Origin of the sequence: Dyella sp. (assembly GCF_051962475.1) — a bacterium.
Classification (GTDB): Bacteria; Pseudomonadota; Gammaproteobacteria; order Xanthomonadales; family Rhodanobacteraceae; genus Dyella_A.
Genome location: NZ_JBQCCF010000069.1, coordinates 338,164 through 363,532, shown reverse-complemented (window position 1 = coordinate 363,532; position 25,369 = coordinate 338,164). Strand labels below are relative to the sequence as shown.

Here is a 25,369-nt window from a genome sequence, read left to right as displayed (position 1 = left end):
TCGGAGCACGGCATGAAGGTTCTGGTCATCGGCAACGGCGGGCGTGAGCACGCGCTGGCGTGGAAGCTCAAGCAGTCGCCGCGGGTCGACGAGGTGATCGTGGCGCCGGGCAACGCGGGCACGGCGCGCGAGCGTGGCGTGCGCAACGCCGACGTCCCAGCGAACGACATCGCCGGATTGCTGGCGCTGGCCAAGGCCGAGAAGGTGGGCCTGACCGTGGTCGGCCCCGAGGTGCCGCTGGTGGCCGGCGTGGTGGACAAGTTCCGCGGCGCCGGGCTGCGCATCTTCGGCCCGCGTGCGATCGCCGCGCAGCTGGAGGGCTCCAAGGCGTTCGCCAAGGATTTCCTGCTTCGCCACAACATTCCCACCGCGCACTACGCCGTGTTCACCGACGTGAACCGCGCGCTCGCCTACGTGCGCGAGCACGGCGCGCCGATCGTGATAAAGGCCGACGGCCTGGCGGCGGGTAAGGGCGTGGTGGTGGCGCTGACCCTGGCCGATGCCGAGCAGGCGCTGCATGACATGCTCGGCGGCCATGCGTTCGGCGATGCCTCGGCGCGGGTGGTGATCGAGGAGTTCCTCGACGGCGAGGAAGCCAGCTACATCGTCATGAGCGACGGCAGCCACGCGCTGCCGATGGCCTCCAGCCAGGACCACAAGCGCCGCGACGACAATGACCTCGGTCCCAACACCGGCGGCATGGGCGCGTATTCGCCGGCGCCGGTGGTCACGCCGGAGGTGGAGCAGCGCATCCTCAAGCAGGTGATCGAGCCGACTCTGCGCGGCATGGCCGGAGAGGGTGCCCCGTTCATCGGCTTCCTCTACGCCGGGCTGATGATCGACAAGGCCGGCAACCCCAAGGTGATCGAATTCAACGTGCGCTTCGGCGATCCGGAGACGCAGCCGATCATGCTGCGGCTGAAGTCCGACCTGGTGGAGCTGATCGAAGCCGCGCTCGATGGCGAGCTGCACCACACCAAGGCGCATTGGGATCCGCGCCCGTCGCTGGGGGTGGTGATGGCCGCTGGCGGCTATCCCGGCCCGGTGAAGAGCGGTACTCCGATCGAGGGCCTGGACACGCCGCTGGCGCCGGAAGCGAAGGTGTTTCATGCCGGCACCCGGCTCGATGCACAGGGTCGCCCGGTCACGGCAGGGGGCCGCGTGCTCACCATCTGCGCGCTGGGCAAGGACATCGCCGCCGCGCGCGAGCATGCCTACGCAGCGGCGGCGAAGATTCGCTTCGACGGTGCTTTCTACCGCCGCGATATCGCGCATCGCGCGCTGCATCGGCGCTAGGCAAGCCACGGGGTCCGCCGCATCGGCGTGACAGGTGGCTCGGGTGGTGCGCCGCTCCCGGCGCGCTCCGAATCGCGCGCGAAGTCGTGCGGTGGGAACGGCGCGTGCGGTGGTGCATTCACGCTAGGCTAGGCGCCGGCGTTTTCCCACGGGATCTGCATGAGCCAATTCACCCTGCTCGGCCGCCGGCGCTTCGCGCCGTTTTTCTGGACCCAGGCGCTGGGCGCGTTCAACGACAGTGCGTTCCGCAATGCGATGGTGATGCTGGCGGCCGTGCAGATGGGGCTGCCTGACCGCGAGGTGTCGCTGTACACCAACCTGGCGCCGGCGCTGTTCATCCTGCCGTACTTCCTGTTTTCGGCCACCGCGGGCCAGCTGGCGGAGAAGTTCGAGAAGACCCGCATCATCCGTTACGTGAAGCTGTTCGAGATTGCTGCGATGGCGCTCGCCGCTTGGGGATTCCACACCCACAACCTGCCGCTGCTGCTGAGCGTGCTGTTCATGATGGGCGTGCATTCGACGGTGTTCGGGCCGATCAAGTACGCGATCCTGCCGCAGGCGCTCCAGCCCACCGAGCTGGTCGGCGGCAACGGCATGGTGGAGATGGGCACGCAGCTGGCGATCCTGATCGGCATGGTCGCCGGCAATTCGCTGATGCTGCTGGCCGGCATCGGGCCGTGGGCCGCGGCGGTCGCCACGCTCACCGTGGCACTGGTCGGCTACGCCTGCAGCCGCGCCATTCCGCCCGCGCCGGCCACCGCGCCGCACCTGGTGTTCAACCCCAACCCGGTCACCGAAACCGTGCGCGTGCTCGGCATCACGCGCGCCGATCGGGCGGTATTCAACGCGGTACTGGGCATCTCCTGGTTCTGGTTCTTCGGCACCATGCTCACCGCGCAGCTGCCGCTGTATGCCAAGCACAACCTCGGCGGCGACGGCAGCGTGCTGACCCTGGTGCTCACGCTGTTTTCGCTGGGCACCGGCGTCGGTTCGCTGCTGTGCGAGCGGATGTCGGGCAAGCGGGTGGAGATCGGCCTGGTGCCGCTGGGCGCGTTCGGGCTCACCGCGTTCGGCGTGGATCTGTATCTGGCGCGCCCGGGCGCGGCGGCGCAGATGGGCTTGCACTGGCAGGCGTTCCTGGCCGCGGCGGGCAGCTGGCGCATCGTGCTCGACCTCACCCTGATTGGCGTGTTCGCCGGCTTCTACGTGGTGCCGCTGTTCGCCTTCGTGCAGGCGCGCACGCCGCGCGACCGGCTCTCGCGGGTGATCGCCGGCAACAACATCCTCAACGCGCTGTTCATCGTGGTGGCCTCGGTCGCTGGCCTGGCGCTGAGCCGGGCGGGGCTGGGGTCGGCGCAGATCTTCCTGGTTGCCGCGCTGCTCAACGTGCTGGTGGCGGTCTACATCTTCACCCTGGTGCCCGAGTTCCTGATGCGGTTCATCACCTGGGTGCTGGTGAACACGCTCTACCGGGTACGCGTGGATGGCATGCGGCACCTGCCGGAGGAGGGCCCGGCGCTGCTGGTGTGCAACCACGTGAGTTTCATGGACCCGCTGCTGCTGATGGCGCACCTGCGCCGGCCCGCGCGCTTCGTCATGTACTACCGGATCTTCAACATTCCGTTGCTGAAATTCGTGTTTCGCACCGCCAAGGCGATTCCCATCGCGGGCCAGAAGGAGGATCCAGCGGTGCTCGCCGCCGCCTACGAGGCGATCGATGCAGCTCTGGCCGACGGCGAGCTGGTGTGCATCTTCCCCGAGGGCGGGCTCACCCGTGACGGCGCCATCGCGACGTTTCGTCCCGGCGTGGAAAAGATCCTCGCGCGCCGCCCGGTGCCGGTGGTGCCGATGGCGCTGCGCGGGTTGTGGGGCAGCGTGTGGAGCCGGCGCGATTCGATGATGGGGCGCTCGCGCCTGCCGCGGCGATTCCGTGCGCGGGTGGAGCTGGTGGTGGATGCGCCGATTTCGCCGGAGCAGGTCACGGCGCCCGCGCTGGAAGCGCGCGTGCGCGAACTGCGCGGCGACCTCGCGTAGGAGCCCGCTCGCGGGCGATGCTTTTCGCTTCGAATCGATATCAAAGCCAACAGCATCGCCCGCGAGCGGGCTCCTACGTGAGGCGGGGTCAGGCCAGCCAGCTGCCCATCACCACCAGCGCGACCACGCTCATCCAGGCCACCAGTGCACGCAGGAAGGCGCTGCGCATGCGCACCAGCTCCAGCAGCGGGTCGCTGCGCTCTTCCACGTAGCCATCGCCGGCCTCAATCTCCACGTCGATGTCGGCGCACGCGGCTGCGGCAAGAAAGCCGGGCTCCTCGCGATACCAGTGACCGTCACCGGCCTGCTGGCGCCAGCGGTTCCACGCGGCCATCACCGCATCCCAGTGGCCGACCACCGCCAGCGTGAACACCAGCAACTGCGCCGGTACCCAATCCAGGGCGTTGGCCGTGCACCGCGCCGCCTCGCGGCTGGCGCTATCGAGCGGCAGGGTGTCGTCGCGACCCAGCGACTGCACCAGCCGGTAGCCCAGCGCACCGGCCGGCCCGAGCACGAAGAACCACAGCAGCGCACCGAAGCGCCGACGCAGCGCGGCATAGGCGATCGCCTCGCCCAACCCGTGGGCGCTCCACGTCACACGCTCGCCGCCATCGGCCAGCTGTTGCGCGGCCGCCTCGCGGCTGGGGCGGTCGGGTGCAGCGAGGATCGTCTCAAGATCAGCCTCGAACGCGCGCGGGCCGAAGCAGAACAGCAGCACCAGCACGTCGAGCGCGAGCAGCGCCAGGTCACCCAGGAACGCGTGGTGCAGCGCCGTTGCCAGCAGCAAGCACAGCACCACCGGTACGCCCGCCAGCACCAGCACGCGTACGGCGCCGTGCAGATCGCCCAGTGCAGCCACCCAGCGACGCTGCAGGCCGTCAACATGCCAGCGCGCCAGCTGCGGTAGCAGATGGAGCAGGCCCAGGGCGACCAGGGCTGCGAGCAGGCGGATGGCCATGCGGAAACTCCAGGAATGGGAGTCCGCATTGTAAGCGAGTGAACTCAGCGCGCGCGGGCGATCAGTTCGTCCAGCGTCAGCCCTGCGCGTGCGTGCAGCCAGTGCGCCAGCAGTCGGTAGGACACCGACAACTTCGGTGGCGTGGCGAAGCTGCCGTCGGCCAGGCCCGAGGCAATCTCCTGCGGCGTGAACCAGCGGGCGTCTTCCAGCTCGCCGTCACGCAGGCGGATCGCGCGGTCGTGTGCGGTGGCGGTGAAGCCGATCATCAGCGACGCGGGCAGCGGCCACGGCTGTGAGGAGTGGTAGTGCACTTCGTCGACGCGCACACCGGCCTCCTCGGCGACCTCGCGACGTACGGCGTCCTCCAGCGATTCGCCGGGCTCGACGAAACCGGCGAGCGTGGAGTAGCGCCCCGCGGGCCAGCCCGCCTGGCGGCCGAGCAGGCAGGCGCCCTCGTGCTCGACGATCACGATGATCGCCGCGTCGGTGCGCGGGAAATGCAGCTTGCCGCAGTCGCTGCCGGTGCACTGCGCGCGATGGCCGGAGGCGACCAGCGCCACGCGCGCCCCGCAGGCCGTGCAATGGCGCATCTCGCGCTGCCAGTGCGCGAGCCCCTTGGCATAGGCGAACAGTGCGGCCTCGTGGGCGTCCAGCTGCAGACCGGCCTGGCGCAGGTGGATGCGCCGCGCGTCGAGCGCCTCCTCGAGCGCTGCTGCGTCGGCGGCACCGCGTCCGGCCGCATCCAGCCGCACCAGGAAGTAGGCGTGTTCCTCGTCGGTACCCAGGAACGTGGGCTCGGCGTCCGGCAACCAGCGGGTGCGCTCGTCGGCGCCAAGCCAGCGCAGCGATTCGGCGCCACGCTGGACGTAGGCGAGGTCTTCGCCATCCAGCACGAGAAAGCGTGCCGTGGTGTCACCGGCACGGGCGTCGATCCAGTCGCGCTCGTCGCGGCGTTCCGCGGTGCGGTCGAGGCGGAGGCTGAGGCCGCTGAAAGTGTTCTGTTGCTGCACGCCCGTGCGGGTCCGGCTCAGGTGGAGAAGGAGGAGCCGCAGCCACATGTGGTCTTGGCGTTCGGATTGCGGATCACGAACTGCGAGCCGGAGAGGTTTTCGGCGTAGTCGATCTCGGCGCCGCCCAGATACTGAAGCGAGAGCGGATCGACCAGCAGCGTGACGCCCTCGCGCTCAAGCGCGAGATCGTCCTCGGCGCGCGTTTCGTCGAAGGTGAAGCCGTACTGGAACCCCGAGCAACCGCCGCCGGTGATGTACACGCGCAGCTTGAGCTCGGGATTGCCCTCTTCCTGGATCAGCTCGTGCACCTTGCGTGCCGCGGCGTCGGTGAACACGAGCGGCGCCTGCGCGCTGCGGTAATCGGGAAAGGCGACGATGGTTTCCATGACGGCTACATATGAGGTGGCTAACGCCCGACCTCAAGCATAGCGTGTTCAGGCCGACGCCGACGCCGACGCCGACTCCGCCTCGGCCGCGGCGGGCGTATTGGCGAGCGCTTTCGGGGCGGTCAACTCACGGGCCACCTCCGCGCCCACGTGGACCATGCGGCCGTTCACCTGGGCCCCGGCGGCCATTTCCAGCAGGCGGTAGTGCACGTCGCCGGAAATGCACGCCTGTGCCGCCAGCTCGAGCCGGGCGTCGCTGAGCACGTTGCCGTCGATACGGCCGTTGACCACCGCATGTGGCACGCGGATTTCCCCGATCACCTGGCCGTGATCGCTCACGGTCAGCACGGCGTCCTCGGCCTCGGCGATCACGGCGCCTTCGATGCACCCATCCAGATGCAGCGCCCCGGTGAAGTGCACGTCGCCGCGGACGATGGTGCCGCGGGCAATCAGGCTGGTGTCGTGGCTGGGCGAGTCACGGCCTGCGCGTTTACGGTTGAGCATCGTTGTCCCCTTGGGCATGGGTGATGTTGCCATTGAGCGCGTCGGCCCACGCCACCGTGCGGTCGGCGGCAGTGCCGCTGCCGGGCATGGCGTGGATGCGCAGTCGGGTGGGCCGGAAGTCGGCCGGAAGCACGAACGTGGCGTGCAACTGTTGGAAATACTTGAAGGAGAACGGCAGGCCGTCCTTCTGCGCCGCGTCGCCCAAGGCCGTCCAGTCCAGCTGCTCGACCTTGTCGCCGTGCAGGCCTTCCACGGTGACCGTGGCTTTGCCGCTGGTCTGGTCGCCGCGACGCACGTTCTGGGTGAGGCTGAGCGTGAGATCCCACGCATGGGACTGCGGTACCGCCTGGACGCGGACTTCCTGCACGCGCAGACCCTGTCGCTGGCCGTCGCCTCCGACCAGGCGCGAATAGAAGCCCAGGTCGGCGCGCAGGCCGCTGATCTGCTCCTCGCGCTCGGTCAAGGTGTCCTGCAGCGAGCGCATGGCCACATCGTTGACCTGCTGCGATCGCTGCAGCCCGGCTACCTGCTGCTTGAGCTGCTCGTTCTCCGCCTGCAACTGCTTGAGCGCCGCACGATTGTTGTGCACCAGCGGTACCGGCGCCTGGGGCAGCCACAGTGCCACCGCGGCAACCACCACCAGGCTCAGCGGCCAAACCGCGATCAGCAGCAGGCGACGCCGGCGCCGGCTGGCCGTGTCATGCGTCTGCACGACGAAGCGCGGTGGTGGGCGAGGTGGCATGCGGCCCCTCCAGGCAAAGAGGGAACGTATAGCCGTCCCGTGACGGAAGCGTCAAGGAACAGGGCGCGAATCTGCCAAAGGGTCCTCAGCGCATCGCCCAGCGGGCGATCAGGCCGAGCACTTGGGCCAACCGACGTTACAGGGGCGGGCCGATGGCGGGCCGCCGGGTGCTCAGGCCGCTTCGCGTCCCTTGGAGCCGCCGTGTTCGCGCGGCGGCGGCGGTGCGCCGACCTGCAGGCTGAGCAGGCCTTCGACCAGCGGTGCAAACTGACGCAGCGCCCGCTCGTACACCTGGCGCTTGAAGTTCACCACATGGGCCGCCGGATACCAGAAATCGACCCAGCGCCAGAGGTCGAACTCGGGCTTCTCGCAGGCATCGAGCTTCAGCGCGTCCTCACCGCCCACCAGTCGCAGCAGGAACCACACCTGCTTCTGCCCGATGCAGGTGGGGCGCTGGTGGTGGCGAACGTAGCGATGCGGCAGCCGGTAGCGCAGCCAGCCGCGCGTGGCGCCGATCACCTCGACGTGCTCGGGCGACAAGCCGGTTTCTTCCTGCAGTTCGCGATACATCGCCTCAAGCGGCGTTTCGTCGCTGCGCATGCCACCTTGCGGAAACTGCCATCCATCGCGGTTGACGCGACGCGCCCAGAACAGTCGGCCATCGCCATTCAACAGCACGATGCCCACGTTCGGACGATAGCCATCAACATCGATCATGTCGTCTCCTGGAGAAGTCCGGAGTCTGCCGCTGCAAGGCGCGCGGGGCCGGTACTTCCGTGGACGATTCAACCATAGCGGCCAAACAGGCAGCAAGCCGAGACTTGAACCGCGCCAGCCCCGCCAGTACACTGCCGCGCCCCGCTGGACAGAACCGGTCAGCGGGCGTGTCAGATCATGGCTATGTAGCTCAGCTGGTTAGAGCACAGCACTCATAATGCTGGGGTCGGTGGTTCGAGTCCACCCATAGCCACCAATCTCTTCTAACTCTTTGAAGAGGTTAAATTTCCTAGCGTTTCTGCACCGTTTTGGCTAACCGCTACAGCGAGTGCTCAGCAAGTGCTACAGCGCAGAGGAAATTCTTTTACTTCCCGCATCGTCGTCCCGCGTGATCTCCAGGCTCTCCTGGGGCGAGTGGAGATCACCCGCAGCCTCCGAACGGCTGATCTTCGGGAAGCTAACCGACGACGGTTGCTTTGGGAGCCCCATATCGGCACCCTCCTCGGCCTTTTGCGCAAGAACGGCCGATTCATGACCAAGGACCAACTGGACGCGCTCACCAGGCAGTACCTCATCGCGTCCTTCGACGAGATTGAAGCGCGTCTGGCGCTGGACTGGACGCCGGGTGGTTTGGAGGAATACTCCTTCCAGCTCAACGAGAAGTGCCACGACCTCGCTGGATCGCTCGCTGAGCTCGATCTGAGGCAGACCCTTCCCGTTGCGCGTCAGCTCGCTCCTGAGGCGTCTGAGACGGATCTACGGGTACTGGCCAGACGGGTGCTGGAGGCTCAGCTCACGGCCACCAAAGCCGAGCTGCGGGTGCTCTCCGGCGAACCGCTCAGGCATCCGCGTCATCGCTCCGTGCCCCTGGAGACGGCGACTGAGGCCGCTCCCAAGGTGACCCCGAAGGTGTCCGAGATCGCGTCCATGTATGCCGAGGAGCGGATCGCTCAAGGAAAGTGGTCCGCTCGGACGGCGGCCCAGGGGCGCAGCATTCTCCAGATGATCGCGCTGTTGCTTGGCGATCCGCCGGTTGCCGAGGTCACCAAGGACGCCATCCGACGCCTTGGCCTGGAGATCGTCAAGCTGCCGGCCAACATGAGCAAGAAGTATCCGGGCCTAAGCCCTCGCCAGGTCCTGGACCACCTTGGCGATCAAGAGGTGCCTCGGCTGGAATCCCGGAGCGTCAACAAGATCTATCAGCACGTGCGAACCATCTTCCGGTGGGCGCAGGAGCACGACCACATCACTCAAAGCCCGGCCACCGTCCTCCGTGATGTGGAGGAGGGGCGTGCCCAGGACGCCCGGAAGGTCTTCGATGACGGCGACATCCAGTCGCTGTTCGCCTATATCGCCGGTGCACCTCGCGAGCCCTACGGTGTCTGGATTCCTCGAATCATGGCGTACACCGGCTGTCGCATGGGCGAGGCTGCTCAACTTCGGAAGGTTGATGTCCGCCAGGACCAGGGGGTCTGGGTGTTCGACTTCAACGAGGAGTCCGAACAGAAGACCCTGAAGACCGACAGCAGTCAGCGCCTCGTCCCCATCCACCCGCGTTTGCTGGAGCTTGGGCTGGTTGACTTCGTGAAGGGCTGCGAGGGCGAGTTCCTGTTCCCGGAGCGTGTCCGGTTCACCGATAAGGCCACCCGGGGTAACGTCGACAGACTATCGAAGCAACTGAACCGCTGGTTGCGCCAGGCTGGCGTGTCTGACAAGCGCAAGACGTTCCAGAGTTTCCGAGGCACGATGGCCACACGGCTGAAAGACCTCGGTATCCCGGAATATCAGATCGCGGAGATCCTCGGGCACGAGAACGACAACATCACCACGGGCCGATATGGGAAGCGGACTGGCTTGAGTACCCTCGCCGACGCTCTGGGAAGGTTACATTTGCCTATCTGACACCTTGGGGGGGGCGAACGATGGCTAGTCGAGAGAAGCAGGCGCAGTGGATGGATTTCATTGAGCAGGTGGCCATCGGTCAGGATTGGCAGGTGACTCGGACCAAGCTCCAGCTGCGCATTTTCGACGACAACCATCATGCGACTGCCTTCCAGGTGAAGTTGAACCGGGTGGGCTACCTCCAGATTCATGCTTGGGAAACATCACATCCCAAGGTCGATAGCTACGGAAGGGCCATCTATTCACTCAGAACCGAGTCTGATGTCGTCATGTTCTGCAACATCTTGATGGCAAGCACGGCGATCCGTGCCATGCGACGCGGTGAGTCGTAACAACATTCACCAGCAGCGGGAATCTACGAGGAGCCAGGGAGTGGTGAGGATGAAGTACATCGCTTCGGCATTGGTGCTCATTGCGGCTGCCGCTATTGGCTTCACCCTCTTCGTTTGGCCGCATGGTGGCCATGAGGCGCATGCGGACAGTCCGGCCGCCGCATCAAGTGACGTGACTGGTTCCTACATGTGGTCGACCGCGGACACCATCGAATACTTGGAGCTTCGGCAGTCGGCCGACGGGCATCTTCTTGGTCAATGGAAGATGTCTTCTTCCCACTGGGAGGACCTACCAGGGTTCGGGGAAATCAGTGCCGCTGCTAACGGGTGGGTTTCTCAAGGCGTGCTGTCCTTGAGCCTGTCGTCGACTCGGTGGCCCCAGCCGATGCCCATCATGGGCAAGCTGGAGGGCGATGCCATAAGCATCGTTATGGATGGCGCAGCCCCCATGCGTTTCAGTCGGGTGAGTCCGGCTGCTTATCGCGCTGCGGTTGAACAGCTGAAAACTGCTGCCCCCACTGCGAGCCAGTGACTGTCTCCGCTTCAAGGCCGTCACACGCGGCAGCCAAGGAGTCCCCCAGCACTCGAAGGACGCGTCCCCGGCTGACCGGATGCTTGTGCAGTTCCGTCGATTCCACGGTCCCATCGGGGAGCGCTCTCTCCCATCGCTTGTGGGTGCCTCCTGCCATGCGATGGAGCAGCTTGGCCGCTTGAACCCTTCGGTACTCCTCGTGCCTGTCGGGCTGGGGGTCGTCTTCCAAACGAAGCAGGACGGCCAGCCACGCAGCGACGACGAGGACGGGATGGACCTCCTTCGCTCGCAATCTCGCCCAAATGGCTCGCGCACGATCTCGCGGTGGGCGACCAGCTAACCGGAACGCCTCTACGGGCGCTCCTGCGCTCGCGTAGAGGCCGCGGACACTCGCGATGGCTCGACGTACCAGTGGTAGGTCGTTGCGGCTCTGAAGCCAGCGCAGGGCGGTCTGCCGGTAGGGCCACAGTTCCTGGCTACGGTAACTGCTCTTCACATAACTTCCGTGTCTCCGGTAGTGCTCGATGTGCTGCCGGCAGTACAGCCGATTCAGGCCTTCGCCCTTGTCAGCGGTGGTTCGGTTCGCGCACGGATAGACCCGGCATCGCTCGTAGGCATCCTGGGGCGAGGCAATGCGGTTGTGGAGTGAGGCCAGTCTCTGCTGGCGATTCGGTGCGGTCATAAGAGTTTCATCGCTTACGCCCCCTACTTATGGGGAGGCTGAGGTGATTACTGTGGATGTCCTGGCAGAGCCTTGTTCTGTCTCTTCCTCAGCAAGTCCTTGTTGGTCTTTCTTCCATATCCACCACACCAGCGACACCTGTGATCTCCAAGAAGGCCTCCTCCATAATTCCCTTGGCCACCTCCTTGGCGGAGACCGGTACCAAGACGCAGTCGTGGATGGGCAGTGCCACGATCCCCAGATCCTTTAGTCGCAGCAGTGTCCGGATTAGGATCTCGCTCTCCTGGTGCATGAATCGGAGTCCTGCCCCAGTGCCGAACAGCGGCTCGATAGGCGCGTGGTGGCGAGCAATGGCCCTGTAGACCCGCTCGAACTTCCAACTACGTGGCATCTGTCCCCGAGTGTTCTGGGGAAACCGAGTCCGCTCGCTGCCCGCACTGAGCAACGCATTGAGGATTTGCTTGGTCTCGCTCCGGTAAGGATGTAGGCCAGGCACCGCGTAGAGATCCCCTGTCGGCGGCTCTTCCCCCATCTGGGCATAGGCCATGCGCATGGCCGATTGCGCGAAGTCCAGAGAGGCGATGGGCTCTCCCTGGATCGAGATACTGGTGAGTCGGTCGCTGCCCGAGGCCCGCTGCCAGAACCCGCCTTCCAATCGCCCGCCCAGTTCAAGCGAGCCATCGTTGAAGATGCGTCTGAGAAACCTCTGGCTGGGATCGAGCTTCTCTGACCCCTCCCAGCTGAGATCTGCCGCCGCGAGCCAGGCATTAATCGTCTGCACCTGGCCGCGCAAACGCTCGACTTCCGGAGTATCGGGAAGCGGCAGCTTGTCTCCTTTGAGCACCACCTTGCCGGCGATGAACCGCTTCGTCTTCGGCCCCCTCAGCTCAAGCGGCTCGCCGAGAAACTGCGGATCGCGACCGAAGCAGTCGAAGTCGACGCTCAGCTCACTGATGCGGCGCTGCAGGGTCGTGCTGGCTCGGATGGTCGTCCTCCTCCCCAGCGGATGCTGATCGCCCAACTGCATCTCCGCACACCCGCAGGCCGCGATCTGCTTCACGAGATCTGCGAACCGCTCAGTCATGAAGGGAGCGCGGCGCCGGGCGGGGCTTAGGAGCGCCTTGGTGAGCTCCACGGTGAGCCAGCCACCAGGCTTAGCAAGGTGACGGTGGGCGAGGTCGCATACGAGGGCCGAGACCGCGCGCTCGTGGATGACCTGGGCGCTGCGCGTGCGCTTGCGGCGCCGATCTTCGCTTCCCTCAAGTTGGAGAAGGACCTCGGCGATGAGCTGGTGGATTTCTGGCCGTGCGGGAGTTCGGGACGGGTCGAACGCCCTGTCCCTAGGCGCGGAGTCGGGTGAGACGTACATGAGGTACCTAAAATCGACACCCCTCAGGCACGAGCACAGCGAGGGTCGGATACGAACGCAAGATCTTACAGGGAGCGAATGCCGCTCGCACCGGGACTGCTGACCCTTCCGGTGAATAGCGTTTAAGGTATGAGGGCTCAGAACAGGGGAAGTACAGATGGCGACAGTGTCGGTGGCGGACATCCGCAAGGCCATTCTCAAGGAGCTGCCCAAGGACGGCGGCAGCATGGGCAACATGAAGCTGCGAGAGCTGATCGCTGAGCGACTCGGCGCGAAATTCACCGAAGAGGATTACTTCGAGGCCCGCGATGCTCTAGTCGAGGCGGGCAAGGTGGCTAAGGGCCAAGGTCGAGGTGGGTCTGTCAGGCGTGTCGTGGATGAGGCCATCCCTCTAACCCTTGCAGTGCAGGAGAAGCCCGCAGATGCGGACCTGCCAAAGCCCAAGCAGGCAGGCATGACGCTCGCGGAAGCCAGGCAGGCTAAGGCGGAGGTTAAGGCGCGCAAGGGCAATGACGGCGCCAAGGTGCTGGCCTACCAGCACGAACAGAAGCGCACCAACAATCCCGATGTTGGCGTGGTGACACCGGACAACGATCCCGACCAGCCCAAGACCACCTGGGCTTATGACCCGCACATCGACCCGGCCCTCCAATTTGACGTCAGCCGTGCGCATATCGAGTCGCTGATCGACGACGCTCTGGCCAGTGGTGACGAGGCGACCATGCGCACCGCGCTGGAGCAACTCAAGCGGCAGGCGGAGCCGTACCTCAACTGGACCGGCAAGGCCGAGCGCACGAGCTTCGAGGTCGATACCGTTAGCCTGCACGTGCACGAGCGCATCGACCCGGCCAGCATCCTGGCCGTCATCCAGAAGCGCATGAAGCAGGGCAAGGGTGCTGACGGCAGCCAGACCGACATGTTCCGTGCCTGGTTCGAGGAGCCGCTGCCGCTGCGCGAGGCGGTGGACTTCTACAAGCACGACCGCGGCTGGAGCAACCGGCTAGTGGCCGGCGACAGCCTTCTGGTGATGAACAGCTTGCTGCAGAAGGAGGGCATGGCCGGACAGGTGCAGATGATCTACATCGACCCGCCCTACGGCATTAAGTACGGCAGCAACTTCCAGCCCTTCGTGAATAAGCGCGACGTCAAGGACCGCAAGGACGAGGATCTGACGCAAGAGCCGGAGATGATTAAGGCGTTCCGGGATACCTGGGAGCTGGGCATCCATTCCTACCTGACGTATCTGCGCGACAGGCTGCTACTGGCGCAGGAGTTGCTGCACGAAAGTGGCAGTGTCTTCGTTCAGATTTCGGATGAGAACCTGCATCACGTCCGCGAGATCTGCGATGAAGTCTTTGGTGTCGACAACTACTGCTCGACCATCCAGGTGCAGAAGACGGGGAGCCAAGAGGGAGCGCTTCTCGGCGCGACAGTCGATTTCCTGATCTGGTACGCCAAGGGGAAAAGCTCAGTGAAGTATCGTCAGCTTTTTCTCCCTCGTCAGAAGGGAGACAAGGCTATGACCCGATATGACTTCATTGAGTTGGAAGGCGGATCTTCCAGGCGCGCTAGCAGGGCCGAATTGTTCGGCGAAGCCAGTAAGCCGGAAGGCTCAAAAGCCTTTCAGTTGACCAGCTTGATATCGGACGGCCAATCGGGAGCGGATCAGAAATTCCTGTTCAGGCATTGTGAGTACGTGCCTAAAACAACATCGCATTGGAAGACGTCGGTGGCAGGTATGCATCGCTTGGGAAAGGCATCAAGAGTCGATCAGGCCGCAACCACGGTTCGATACAAGCGCTATTTGGATGATTTTCCCGTAGTCCCGGTAGACGATCGATGGGAATCAATGCAGATAGGAAAAGAGCTTGTATATGTTGTGCAGACCGCGGAACGAGTCATTGAGCGCTGTCTCCTCATGACCACTGACCCGGGCGACCTAGTTCTCGATCCTACCTGCGGCTCCGGCACAACAGCCTTCGTCGCAGAAAAGTGGGGGCGCCGCTGGATCACCTGCGACACCTCGCGCGTGGCCGTCACCCTGGCCAAGCAGCGCCTAATGACTGCCAGTTATGACTACTACGACCTCAAGTACCCGCACGAAGGACTGAGGGCCGGCTTCATCTATAAGACCGTCCCGCACGTCACCCTGAAGTCCATCGCCAACAACCCGGAGATCGACGAACTCTGGGAGCGCATGCACCCTGCCATTGACGCGGCGCTGGGCCAGCTCAACGCCACGCTGGTCGGCACCCGCGGCCTGTTCACCGTCACCCAGGGCGGGCGCAAGGGCGAAGCGATCGCTTTCGACGAAAAGGGCCGGCACACGCTGCCGACCGGCGAGCAGGTGCCCGCCAACGCCCTCCTGGAATGGGAGGTGCCGTTCGATTTTCCGGCTGACTGGCCTGCCGCCGCACGCACAGCCTTCGACGCCTTCCACGCCGCTCGCCAGGCCATGCAGAAGAAGATGGACGACTCCATCGCCGCCCACGCCGACCAGGAAGTGCTGTACGACCAGCCGCAAGTGGCCAAGGACAAGCTGCGCATCACCGGCCCGTTCACCGTGGAGGCCGTGCCCTTCCCCAGTGTGGTGGCGTTGGACGAGACGCAGCCTGTCGCCGAAGCCGATGCCAGCATCGCCCGCAGCGGCGAATCCGCCCGCCAGCACCGCTGGCGCGACGAGCTGCTCAAGACAGGCATCCGCGGCAAAGGCGGCCAGATGCTGCGCTTCGCCGAGCTGGAAAGCTTGCCCGACACCCCGCACCTGCACTGCACCGGCCACCTGGACTCCGGCGAGCGGGTGGTGGTCAGCTTCGGCCCCGAACACGCCGCGCTGGAGCAGCGCCAGGTGGAGCTGGCCATGCGCGAGGCCGGCGACCTGTTTCCGCGGCCGAAGATGATCGTGTTCTGCGCTTTCGCCTTTGACCCGGAAGCCGCCAAGGACATCGATGCCACCAAGGGCATCACCGCCCTCAAGGCACAGATGAACACCGACCTGCTTACCGAGGACCTGAAGAAGAGCGCCCGCCACAACCAGAGCTTCTGGCTGATGGGCCAGCCAGAAGTGACGGTGCGCCAGCATAAGGATGGCCGCTATGTCGTCGAGGTACACGGTTTCGACTACTTCGACACTGCCAGCGGCGAACTCAAATCCGGCGGCAAGAAGAACATTGCCGCCTGGAGCCTGGACACCGACTACGACGAGCGCAGCCTATTCCCACACCAGGTGTTTTTCCCCATGGCGGGCAAGAAGGATGGCTGGAACAGGCTGAAGAAAGACATCAAGGCCGAGCTGGACGAGGGCAAGCTGGACAAGCTGCACGGCACCGTGAGTCTGCCGTTCGAGGCGGGCGACAACCGCAAGGTGGCGGTGAAGATCGTGGACGACCGCGGCATCGAGTCTCTCAAAGTCATCCCGCTCCTCTGAGGCCCCGATGACCGCTCCCAAGTCGCTTATCGTCAACTCCCCCTTCGAGCCTCCTCGGTGGCATTGGTTAGACCATCAAGGCTCTCTGAGGCTGGCCGATGGCCGCCGTCCGGCTGGCTACGAAATCTTCGACACACGCAACAACACGCGTCGCACGGAACCGCTGGCGCTGGTGGAGCGCATTCGTGAGCGCGTGGATGCCTGGCGACAGGCGCAGTACCCGGGTGTCACCACGGTGACCCGCAGTCTGCTTGAGCACTGGAACGACAGCAGCGCACGCCAATACCCCTTCTACTTCTGCCAGTTGGAAGCCATCGAGACCCTGATCTGGTGGGTTGAGGCCCCTGCCGACTTCAAGCAGGGCATCGCCGTGCCCGGTGATGGCAGTCCTTGGGAGCGTCTGTGCAACAAGATGGCCACGGGCAGCGGCAAGACTACGGTGATGGCGATGGTCATCACCTGGCAGGTGCTCAACGCCCTCACTTACCCCAAGCGGACCAAGGACTTCTCCAGGGCGATCTTCATCGTGGCGCCGGGGCTCACGGTGCGCGAGCGATTGCAGGTGCTGTATCCGGGGAACACGGACAACTACTACGACGCGTTCGGCCTGTGTCCTTCCGAGGCGTTGCGCTCAAAGCTCAACCAGATGGAACTACTGGTCGAGAACTGGCACACGTTGTTGCCGTTGAAGCTGCCAGACCGATCGGTTGTCAAGAAGGGCGACGAGAGCGACAAGGCGTTCGTCAAGCGCGTGCTTGGCAAGTTGGCCGGCTACAAGGACATCGTCGTCATCAACGATGAAGCCCATCATGCCTACCGCGTGTCCGCTGAGGACAAGCGCAGCCGGGAGACCAAGCGGCGCGCGGAGGAACTCGGCGCGGATATGGACGAGGCCACCCGCTGGATCGAGGGACTGGACCGCATCCACCGCGAGTTACGCATCCAGCGGTGTTTCGATCTGTCGGCGACCCCGTTCGCCCCGACCGGCAGGGCCAATACCGAAGGCGGACTGTTTGATTGGATCGTTTCCGACTTCGGCTTGAACGATGCCATCGAGGCGGGACTGGTGAAGACTCCGCGCGTAGTGGTGCGCGACGGTGTCGTGCCTGATACCAAGACGCTCAAGCCCAAGCTGTACCACCTCTACCGAGACCCTGAGGTCCACGAAGACCTCAATCGTCGCGGGGCGCAGCCCCACGAGCCGCTTCCGCAACTGGTGCAACAGGCCTATACCCTGCTGGGCGCCGATTGGCGCAAGGCGGCGGAGGACTGGGCGAGCAGTGGTCATGCTTCGCCGCCGGTCCTGCTCACCGTCTGCAATCGGACCGAGACCGCGGCGCGTATCGAGCGCTACTTCACGAGTGGTGATGTCTTCTGGGCGGAGCTTAGGAACAGCAGCCGCACCCTTCGTGTTGACTCCAGGGTGCTGGAGAAGGCAGAGCTAGGGGAGTCTTCAGGAACCGACAAGGACTACGAGGCACGCCTGACCGAGATCGTCGAGGCGGCGAATATCCATCCTGACCGCAAGGCGGAGCTGCTGTCCCTCAAGAAGGAAGAGCTTCTGCGGGCGATCGTGGACAACGTCGGCAAGCGCGGTGCGGCGGGACAGGATCTCCAGAACGTGATCTCGGTAGCCATGCTGTCCGAGGGCTGGGACGCGAAGAACGTCACCCACATCATGGGCCTGCGCGCCTTCACGAGCCAGCTTCTGTGCGAGCAGGTGATTGGACGCGGCTTGCGTCGTGTCGGTTATGACACCGAGCCGGTGGTTGGCCCGGATGGAGTTGAGCGCCAGCTATTCAAGCCTGAGTTCGTCAACGTGTTCGGCGTGCCGCTGTCGGTATTTCAGGATCTCAGTGGCGAGGGTGAGGCACCGCCTCCCCCCAAGCCGAGCACCCAGATCGAGTCTCTGGAGGAGCGCAACGCTCTTGAGATTCGTTGGCCGAATGTACTGCGGGTCGATCCCATCGTTCGGCCAGGTCTTGGTCTCGACTGGGCCAAGATGGAGCCACTGAAACTCGACCCCGCCAGGACGCCCTTGGCTGCCGAGATGGCGCCCGCGCTCGGCGGAGCCAGCGCATGGGATCAGATCACTCATATCGACCTGGAGAGGCTGCCAGACGAGTTCCGCTTGCAGCGCCTGATCTTCCTGGCCGCACGCAAGGCCTACGATCAGCTGAGGGGGCAGTACACAGGCACGCCCGAGTACCTGGCGTTTCAGTTGATCCGGCTGATCGAAGCCTTCCTTGATTCGGACAAGCTTGATGTGCCATCGCTGTTCCATCAGGAGCCGCTCCGCAAGCGCATCCTGATCTCGCTGAACATCGATACAGTGGTCCAGCATCTGCTCCGCTACCTCGTGGAGCAGAACCAGGAGCGCATCGAGCCGGTGTTCGATGAAGAGTTCCCGGTGGGTTCGACGCGATATATGCGTACCTGGTACACCACCAAGCTCTGCCAACCTGCGCAGAAGTCCCAGATCAGCCATGTCGTGGCCGATGGCGCGTGGGAGGCTCACGCAGCCAACCTGCTAGAGACCAGCGAACACGTCCTGGCCTACGCCAAGAACGACCACCTCGGTTTCCAGATTTACTACATGTGGAACGGCGCCAAGCGCCGCTACGTGCCCGACTTCCTGATCCGCCTAGCGAACGGTTCCACCCTGATCCTGGAGATCAAAGGCGAGGACAGCGAGCAGAACAAGGCCAAGCGCTCCGCGCTCGATGCCTGGGTCAAGGGCGTGAACCAGAAGGGTGGGTTTGGCACCTGGTGTTGGGATGTGGCGTTCGAGCCGGCGCACATCCACGACCTGATCCAAGAGCATGCTGGGAGCCAAGCTGGCACCCGTTCGTGAACTAAGATGCGTTTCGCAAGTACTGACATTTCATTGCATAAAAATATGATTTTTAAGGTAAAAAATACTACATGCGATAGCTTGATCTGCACCGATATCTAGATAGAGCGACGTAGAAACCTAAAAATTCGTCCATGGTGAAGCTCAGAGGTTATTTTCCATGGACAAGTCTCAGTTCGTACTCCGCTGCCTGACTTGGTTGGGCGCGAATGCGGGGATGTTGGTAGAACTTGTGAAGGCGTGCGTTCCACTCGCTGCGGTGCTCGTGGCCGGCTATGCGTTGTATGTAGTAAAGGAGAAGTCGAATGGTCGCTAGGAGCTTATGGAAGCCTTGGGTGGCCGTTCCCTCTAGGCCGGTGATTGATTCGCTCACGTCCCTGCGCTGGGGGGTGGGGGAGCGTCCGGCTTCCGCGTTAACTGCGGCGCTGATCACGTACGTTGCCCTCGTGTTTCGCTCAGAAGAAGAGCGCGATGAAAGCGATGCAGTAGTGCTGCGACGCGTGGCGGCCGCAACATACGACCAGCTCCAGTCTGCGACCGGGCTTTCCCGAGCCAAAGTCTCCCAGGCGTTGTCCGAACTAGCCGAGCGACGGCTAGTGCACCCAGAGGGGTCATCCCAATGGCGCCAATACTCGCTAGAGCTTGGCGATCGGCGCTGGTTCAAGCTTCCATGCAGGCGTCTAGTGCGTGGCAACCAGATCTTGCCGTTCACTCGGTTCAACCTACGCAGCAAGCATGAGCTTCACGCTATGAAGCTTTATCTCTACCTGGCGGCCATACGCGACAATCGGTTCGAGTACAGCGTAGCTTCGTATGAAAGAATTTATAGGCAGACAGGCATACCCGAGCGCGATATTCGCCGCGCAATCAGCACTCTACTTGGGGTTGAATTGCTTCAAAACGTCGGGCGTGACGTCGGTACGGTCAATCCGGCATCGCGGGACGGGGAGTTTGGCCCAAACCGCTACTACTTCGCGGGGCATCAGGACCTGTTCGCGGGATTGGCGTCCCGCTCCCCCCAGGCTCAGTCGATAGCCAGTCCGGCACAAGTAGTCGACGGATTGGTCTCCATGGACTCTCGGTCCAGGTAGCCAATTCTCAGTAGGAGGTTCCGTACCGAAGACTTGTGCCAGCTCCTTTTGCGGGGAGTGAGTATCCCCCTGTTATTAAGCGCTACAGCGATCGCGCCGAGACTGGTAACTCCATCTGCGGCGAGAGCGCGAACGACGGGCCTCAAATCACCAGCGTGTGCGTCCGCTGCCGTACGGATAGATTGCAAACTGGCCGCATTTCCCTTGCCTGCGCGACGAAGGGCCGAAGCGCCGTTCGGGTTGCCTAGCCGCATTCCGCGGCTCCTTGCAGCAGCCAGCGCTTCCCGCGTCCGCTTGGAAATCGCCTCGCGCTCTTGCTGGGCGACCAATGCCATGACTCCTACGGTCAGATCGTTCGCATCGGGCATATCCGCAGCGATAAAACGCACGCCGCTATCCCGGAGCGTGAGGAGAAATGCGGCGTTGCGGGAAAGCCGGTCAAGCTTGGCGATGACGAGCGTGGCGCCCGTCACCTTGGCGAGGTGAAGCGCCCTTTGAAGCTGTGGCCTGTCGGTGCCCTTGCCGCTCTCGATCTCCGTGAAGGTCTCAATGATCGATGCGGACCGTTGGCGGGCATACTCGTTGATGGCTGCGAGCTGAGCCTCAAGCCCAAGTCCGCTGCTCCCCTGACGCCGGGTGGAAACACGGAGATAACTGACGATCTTCATGGGTACAGAATGGCCTAACGAGCATTAGGCCGTTTTGTACCACGCATCGCCGCGCCCCACAAATTGAAAAAATGTATTCATACAGCTTGACGACACTGAATCATCTGTTATTTTGTGACAACACAACATCACAGGGGAGCAGGGATGGCACTCAGCTATACATCCACGCAGCTCGATCGAGAGGTGCAGCTGTTGATCCATGAGCAATCGGTACTCATGGATCAGATCATCGGACCAGGGGCTGGCCTGCGTGCGCTTGGCCTCGATCCGGATAGCGACTATGCCCAAGGGGGGCATCCGGACTACCTGGACCGACTGGACAGGTTCGAGATCGGCCGGCTGGTTTCTACCGTTGAGCGCTACGTACAGAGGCAGGCGTGGAGTGATGCTGTCCCGGGCAGCGTGTCGGGGCTTCGGTACGCGACAGAGCGGGTGTTTTCTCCGGCGACGGTTGCCTCCTATGAGGAGGAGCGCTTAGCTAATCCCGAGCCCGAGGGCATTCCCGAGCCGTTCGAGATGGGGGCTGGCGAAGTCGTCCTGGGTCACTTCTACCGAGGCATTCTGTTTGGGTTGCTTGAGCTGGCCGAGGCGCGGCTCAAGGTGGATCAGGGGCAGCGCCTGACGCTCTCAGAGGTGGCGTTGCTTGTAGATGCTCGTGAAGCAACGGTCACCACCAATGCCCATCGGAAGAACTTCGAGACCGTCGAGGAGAACGGGCGTCGCTACGCCGAGCCGGAGAAGGTCTTGGGATGGTTGATCAAGAACGGATACCGGCCTACGGAGCGAGGCGCCTCATCAACGAAGCCGCCGCCGGCCGATGGGGGCGTCGACTTTGTAGTCGTGCCTGTCGCCAGGGGCGGTGAATGGTTCGATCCACGGTCTCGCCATAACGGGCGGTACGTCATTGGGGCAGGCCGTAGCGAGCGGAAGTTCATTGACTACTACGAAGCGCTCTGTGCGTTGATGCGTATGCCATCACCACGGTGGCAGACCAAGCGGGATGGTGTGCGCGGCATTGCGTTCGCCATCCGCTTCGATCGGGTTCCGCGGGTCGAGTTGGACCGCGCCATTGAAGATCTCGACCAGACCGCCTAAGGGGAATCCACGATGAGCATGAACTCCTTGTTCGACAAGTACGCAAACACCTTGGCGCATCTCCCCGGAAGCTTCGCCGAGCACGCTGGCCTTCCGGCCTCCCTCCGGATGGATGCAGAGGGCCGCTATGAGGTCTACTACGCGCCCTTCGATCATGTGAATACTTCTGCGCGGATCGTCCTTGTTGGCATCACTCCTGGACGCACTCAGGCCCTGGAAGCGATTTCCGTGGCGCGACGAGCACTCTTGGGTGGGCGGTCCTTTACGGAAGCCGCCGAAGCTGCCAAGAAGGTAGCGAGCTTCGCTGGTCCTCTGCGTAAGAATCTTATTGCCCTGCTGGACTCGGTAGGGGTGTCCGAACGCCTCGGCTTGGCATCTACCGCCGACTTGTGGACCTCGCACACGCACCTGGTCCACTTCACGTCAGCGCTGCGCTATCCGGTGATGGAAAGGGGAAAGGGCTACGGTGGCGCTGGGCTGGCGCGATCTGCTTTTCTCAAGAAGCAGGTGGAAAGGTGGTTTGCCCCCGAGTGCCGCGCGCTCAGTAGCGCTTTGTACGTGCCACTTGGAACTGCGGCGCAAGCTGCGTGTGAATACCTCGTCCAGCAGGGCTCGCTTGATGCCAAGCAGATTCTCGGCGGGCTGCCGCATCCGTCGGGGGCCAACGCGGAGCGGATCGCTTACTTCCTGGGACGGAAGCCGCGTTCGCTCCTGTCGTCGAAAACTCGGGCAGACCTTCTCGATGAAGGGCGGACCGCTGCACTCAAGGTAGTGGAGGCTTGGGCGTAATGGCGCGGCACGTCAGGTCTCGCCTGAGGCAGGCAATAAAGGTGTGGGAGACGGCGGGCGTAACAGTGAAAGGGGTTGAGACGACAGGTGGAGGTCACCTTCGCGTCCGAGTCACTCTTCCTGGCGGCGAGGAACGAGTCCTCATCTGCGGCAGCAGCCCGGGCGATCATAAGGCGCTCAACAACTCTCGCGCAGTGGTCCGCCGGTGGGTTCGTGTTGGGGGTAATGGTCGGGCCAGGGTAGGTGCAGGGCGATGAGGATTTCGCGAGAAATGGTGATTGCTGGCGTTCCGGCTATGGACCTTCGTAAGGCACTTCGGAAGTTGGGTAAGTGGGGTGCGTGGGACGTGGCCTCCCTAGCGGAGGCTCTGGGGATCGATGAGGCTTCTGCGGCTGAAGCGCTGTCTGCATTGGTCGCGGAGGGGTACGTTGAGGTCTCTCAGCAAAGTGGCTGTCCGTACTACGCGACGACGGTAAAGGGAAATGCCCTGGCGCTGGCGTCATCCAGGAAGCCTATCAAGCGAGCTGCGGCCGATCGAATCGTCCAAGAAGCCATTGCCAGGGTGGAGGCCATCAATGCCTCGCCAGAGTTCGCTTATGGCATTCGAAAACTGATCGTGTTTGGCAGCTACCTAACTGACCAGGCCGAACTCGGCGACGTAGATCTTGCCCTTGAGCTTGTGCCTAGGTTTAACGATACGGACCAGCAGACGGAGATAGAGCACCACCGTGTTGAGGAGGCTCGCCGCAGCGGCAAGCGCCTCCGATCCTTCATGGACCGTCTGGCTTGGCCTATGGAAGAAATCTTCCAGATAGTTAAAGGCGGCCGCGTGGCGATCAGTCTCCACCCGAGCACCGATGCCGTGCTGACAAGCGCCCAAACTAAGATCTTGCTAGCGAGTGACAAATTTCCCATTTGTTAGCGCCGGCCTGCGCCACCTGGCGATATGCGTCACTTCCGCTGTGCTCAACCCAGATGTGTCGCTGACGCAGCTTCCCAGGTTTCCTCAAGTTGCCAAGGCCGCCGAGGCGGCGGCCGATTCCGTGGACGTGCAGGTCGGAATGGCCTCTTCCTGACCTTCCCCTAAGGCAACGTCGGGAGGCCGGCCTTGGAGTGAGGTCGTCTGGATCGAGCGCCTCCCTGATCAGATTGACGGCCAACGAGGACTGTCGCCGAGCCTCTCGATGAGAGTGTGCCTGGTTGCTGATCCGACAAGCACCGTGAGCCCCCACGGGGGGTAAGGCAGGCACCGAGATCGTTAGATACCGTCTCGAAAATTTGCAGCAAAACATTTTGGTTGCCGCTCGGTGGTTCTATGCAGTTGCTACAGAGACTGCTACAGCGATTGCTACAGTGGTCGCAACATGCGATCCTCTCGGCCCGCATAAGTCCGCGGAAACGTTAGAATCTCCGGCCGGACGGTGGCTATGCTTCGCCTCCACCCATAGCCACCATTCGCCCCGCCGACGTTTCCGCGCCACGCGCGGGCTTCTCTGATTCCGGCGAGACGATATGCATATCTTCAAGGTGTTCCAGCTCGAGGCGGCTCACCGCCTGCCCAACGTGCCTGCCGGGCACAAGTGCGCGCGCCTGCACGGGCACTCGTTCCGCATCGAAATCCACGTGCAGGGCGAGCCCGATCCGACGCTGGGCTGGGTGATGGACTTCGCCGACGTCAAGGCGGCGTTCGCGCCGCTCTACGAGCAGCTGGACCATCACTATCTGAACGACATCGAGGGACTCGAGAATCCGACCAGCGAGATGCTGGCGCGCTGGATCTGGGAACGTCTCGCGCCGCGTTTGCCGGGCCTGGATCGGGTGGTGGTGCACGAAACCTGCACCTCGGGCGCAGAGTGCTCGGCGCGCAGTTTTTGACGCAGTGCACCGGTGTGGCAACGTTGTCATGTAACTGAAAGACATGACTTTTGGTTAAACGCCAAGCGCGGAAACAAAAAATATATTGCACTGCAACATGGCCTTTGGTAAGGTGGCTCCACTACCAGCCACCCCATCGAGGGGAGATCGCCATGAATCAGCAGTTCACCAACCATGCGTTTGCCTACGCCAAGCAGTTCTCCGATAGCGCCTTCAAGGCCCAGTCGCTGGCTCTGAAGGGTTTCGAGGCCGTCGCCGGCCTGCAGTTCAAGGCACTCGAGAAGCAGGCCCAGGCCTCTGCCGAGTTCCTCGCCGAGGCGATGGAGGCCCGCGACGTCGACGGCTTCCGTTCGCTCTGGGAAAAGGGCGCCACGCTGAGCCGCGACAACGCCGAGCGCGCCGTCGCCGTCAGCCAGGAGATCTTCGCCGTGTCGCAGAAGACCGCCGAGTCGCTCGGCGCGATCCTGCAGGAGCAGCAGCAGGCCGCCAACGAGGCGGTGAGCGCTCCGGTGCAGGCGGCGTCCAAGAAGGCCTCCAGTAAGTAATCGCGGGTAACGCTTCACAAGGAAGGCCGGGTCCGTGGACCCGGCTTTTTTTGTGCCCGGACTGCGACAACTTTGACCGCCATCGGCTTGTCGCTGCAAACCACCGCCTGTTACAATTCCAGAGCTTGGACCGTGCCCCACCAACCTGACGGACCGGTGCCGCTGACATAGCGAAACCGTGGGGGATGTCACGTGCTCAACAGCTTAGCCTCGGGTCGACGTCTTGCTGCGCGCGTGATTGCGCTGCAGCTGGTTGTCGCCACCGCCTTGGGTGCAGTCTTTCTGTGGCAAGGGCCGCGTTCAGCGCTTGCTGCGTTCGGTGGGGGTGCGATCGTGGCGCTGGGCACTGCCCTGCTGGCCTGGCGCACCTTCGCCGGCTGGAGTGCCGGCGGTCTGGCGATGGGGCGTCTGCTGTCGGGCATGGTGCTGAAGTGGGTGGCGATCATCGTGGGACTGGTCGCGATCCTGGGTCAATACAAACTGCCGCCACTGGCCGCTTTGACAGGGCTGGTGGCTGCTTACGCAATAAATTTGCTGGCGTTTCGATTCAAGGGTTGAGGC

The 25,369-nt window shown here is 63.5% G+C and carries 21 protein-coding genes, 1 tRNA gene and 1 pseudogene; 15 read left to right on the top strand and 8 right to left on the bottom strand.

Annotated features, from left to right (window positions below; genetic code table 11):
- The first annotated feature begins 12 nt into the window (after positions 1-12).
- Both purD and ACTHJF_RS16875 read left to right on the top strand, forming a co-directional pair.
- Positions 13-1,296 (top strand): phosphoribosylamine--glycine ligase, encoded by a 1,284-nt coding sequence (gene purD / locus ACTHJF_RS16880; RefSeq protein WP_440268132.1) that lies wholly within the window; start codon positions 13-15, stop codon positions 1,294-1,296.
- 159 nt (positions 1,297-1,455) lie between these two features.
- Positions 1,456-3,330 carry an MFS transporter gene (locus tag ACTHJF_RS16875; protein ID WP_440268131.1) on the top strand — a complete coding sequence of 625 codons (1,875 nt, stop codon included), beginning with the start codon at positions 1,456-1,458 and terminating at the stop codon, positions 3,328-3,330.
- A gap of 88 nt (positions 3,331-3,418) precedes the next feature.
- Here ACTHJF_RS16875 and ampE read toward each other — a convergent pair whose 3' ends face one another.
- The 6 genes from ampE to ACTHJF_RS16845 all read right to left on the bottom strand — a co-directional run bounded on the left by ampE (position 3,419) and on the right by ACTHJF_RS16845 (position 7,647).
- Positions 3,419-4,288 carry a regulatory signaling modulator protein AmpE gene (gene ampE, locus ACTHJF_RS16870; protein ID WP_440268130.1) on the bottom strand — a complete coding sequence of 290 codons (870 nt, stop codon included), beginning with the start codon at positions 4,286-4,288 and terminating at the stop codon, positions 3,419-3,421.
- 44 nt (positions 4,289-4,332) lie between these two features.
- Positions 4,333-5,346, bottom strand: coding sequence for an NAD(+) diphosphatase (gene nudC, locus ACTHJF_RS16865; RefSeq protein ID WP_440268129.1), 1,014 nt, complete (start codon positions 5,344-5,346; stop codon positions 4,333-4,335).
- Entirely contained in the window at positions 5,316-5,684 is a 369-nt protein-coding gene (gene erpA / locus ACTHJF_RS16860) for an iron-sulfur cluster insertion protein ErpA (protein WP_423257470.1), read from the bottom strand. Before erpA ends, nudC begins: the two co-directional genes overlap by 31 nt.
- A gap of 48 nt (positions 5,685-5,732) precedes the next feature.
- Positions 5,733-6,188 carry a bactofilin family protein gene (locus ACTHJF_RS16855; RefSeq protein ID WP_440268128.1) on the bottom strand — a complete coding sequence of 152 codons (456 nt, stop codon included), beginning with the start codon at positions 6,186-6,188 and terminating at the stop codon, positions 5,733-5,735.
- Positions 6,175-6,930, bottom strand: coding sequence for a DUF6776 family protein (locus ACTHJF_RS16850; protein ID WP_440268127.1), 756 nt, complete (start codon positions 6,928-6,930; stop codon positions 6,175-6,177). The genes ACTHJF_RS16855 and ACTHJF_RS16850 overlap by 14 nt, the downstream gene beginning before the upstream one ends.
- A 171-nt stretch (positions 6,931-7,101) precedes the next feature.
- Complete coding sequence (locus tag ACTHJF_RS16845; RefSeq protein WP_440268126.1) at positions 7,102-7,647, bottom strand: RNA pyrophosphohydrolase; 546 nt, start codon at positions 7,645-7,647, stop codon at positions 7,102-7,104.
- Between the two features lie 179 nt (positions 7,648-7,826).
- Between ACTHJF_RS16845 and ACTHJF_RS16840 the strand changes: the two genes are divergently transcribed.
- From ACTHJF_RS16840 to ACTHJF_RS16820, 5 genes and pseudogenes are all read left to right on the top strand, one after another.
- Positions 7,827-7,903, top strand: a tRNA-Met gene (locus ACTHJF_RS16840).
- Between the two features lie 83 nt (positions 7,904-7,986).
- Positions 7,987-8,112, top strand: a pseudogene (locus ACTHJF_RS16835) (DUF6538 domain-containing protein); the annotation flags it as partial.
- Positions 8,113-8,178: 66 nt separating this feature from the next.
- Positions 8,179-9,549: a tyrosine-type recombinase/integrase gene (locus ACTHJF_RS16830; protein ID WP_440268173.1), complete on the top strand. Its 1,371-nt coding sequence runs from the start codon at positions 8,179-8,181 to the stop codon at positions 9,547-9,549.
- A gap of 50 nt (positions 9,550-9,599) precedes the next feature.
- Positions 9,600-9,881: a hypothetical protein gene (locus ACTHJF_RS16825; protein WP_440268125.1), complete on the top strand. Its 282-nt coding sequence runs from the start codon at positions 9,600-9,602 to the stop codon at positions 9,879-9,881.
- A 49-nt stretch (positions 9,882-9,930) separates the two neighbouring features.
- Positions 9,931-10,413, top strand: coding sequence for a hypothetical protein (locus ACTHJF_RS16820; RefSeq protein ID WP_440268124.1), 483 nt, complete (start codon positions 9,931-9,933; stop codon positions 10,411-10,413).
- Positions 10,414-11,183: 770 nt separating this feature from the next.
- Here ACTHJF_RS16820 and ACTHJF_RS16815 read toward each other — a convergent pair.
- Entirely contained in the window at positions 11,184-12,464 is a 1,281-nt protein-coding gene (locus ACTHJF_RS16815; protein WP_440268123.1) for a hypothetical protein, read from the bottom strand.
- Positions 12,465-12,621: 157 nt separating this feature from the next.
- On the opposite strand from ACTHJF_RS16815, the gene ACTHJF_RS16810 reads away from it, so the two are divergent.
- Both ACTHJF_RS16810 and ACTHJF_RS16805 read left to right on the top strand, forming a co-directional pair.
- Positions 12,622-15,891, top strand: coding sequence for a site-specific DNA-methyltransferase (locus ACTHJF_RS16810; RefSeq protein WP_440268122.1), 3,270 nt, complete (start codon positions 12,622-12,624; stop codon positions 15,889-15,891).
- 7 nt (positions 15,892-15,898) lie between these two features.
- Positions 15,899-18,745, top strand: coding sequence for a BPTD_3080 family restriction endonuclease (locus ACTHJF_RS16805; protein ID WP_440268121.1), 2,847 nt, complete (start codon positions 15,899-15,901; stop codon positions 18,743-18,745).
- Between the two features lie 1,024 nt (positions 18,746-19,769).
- Here ACTHJF_RS16805 and ACTHJF_RS16800 read toward each other — a convergent pair.
- Positions 19,770-20,504: a recombinase family protein gene (locus tag ACTHJF_RS16800; RefSeq protein ID WP_440268120.1), complete on the bottom strand. Its 735-nt coding sequence runs from the start codon at positions 20,502-20,504 to the stop codon at positions 19,770-19,772.
- Between the two features lie 144 nt (positions 20,505-20,648).
- On the opposite strand from ACTHJF_RS16800, the gene ACTHJF_RS16795 reads away from it, so the two are divergent.
- The 6 genes from ACTHJF_RS16795 (at position 20,649) to ACTHJF_RS16770 (ending at position 25,366) form a co-directional block, all read left to right on the top strand.
- Entirely contained in the window at positions 20,649-21,599 is a 951-nt protein-coding gene (locus tag ACTHJF_RS16795; RefSeq protein WP_440268119.1) for a hypothetical protein, read from the top strand.
- A 12-nt stretch (positions 21,600-21,611) separates the two neighbouring features.
- On the top strand, positions 21,612-22,388 hold the full coding sequence (locus ACTHJF_RS16790) for a uracil-DNA glycosylase family protein (protein ID WP_440268118.1): 777 nt from the start codon (positions 21,612-21,614) through the stop codon (positions 22,386-22,388).
- Between the two features lie 271 nt (positions 22,389-22,659).
- Positions 22,660-23,310, top strand: coding sequence for a hypothetical protein (locus tag ACTHJF_RS16785; RefSeq protein WP_440268117.1), 651 nt, complete (start codon positions 22,660-22,662; stop codon positions 23,308-23,310).
- A gap of 590 nt (positions 23,311-23,900) precedes the next feature.
- Positions 23,901-24,263 (top strand): 6-carboxytetrahydropterin synthase QueD, encoded by a 363-nt coding sequence (gene queD, locus ACTHJF_RS16780; RefSeq protein ID WP_440268116.1) that lies wholly within the window; start codon positions 23,901-23,903, stop codon positions 24,261-24,263.
- 152 nt (positions 24,264-24,415) lie between these two features.
- Entirely contained in the window at positions 24,416-24,808 is a 393-nt protein-coding gene (locus ACTHJF_RS16775; protein WP_431634863.1) for a phasin family protein, read from the top strand.
- 234 nt (positions 24,809-25,042) lie between these two features.
- A complete protein-coding gene (locus ACTHJF_RS16770) occupies positions 25,043-25,366 on the top strand; it encodes an ATP synthase subunit I (protein WP_440268115.1) in 324 nt (107 codons plus the stop codon).
- Positions 25,367-25,369: the final 3 nt, after the last annotated feature.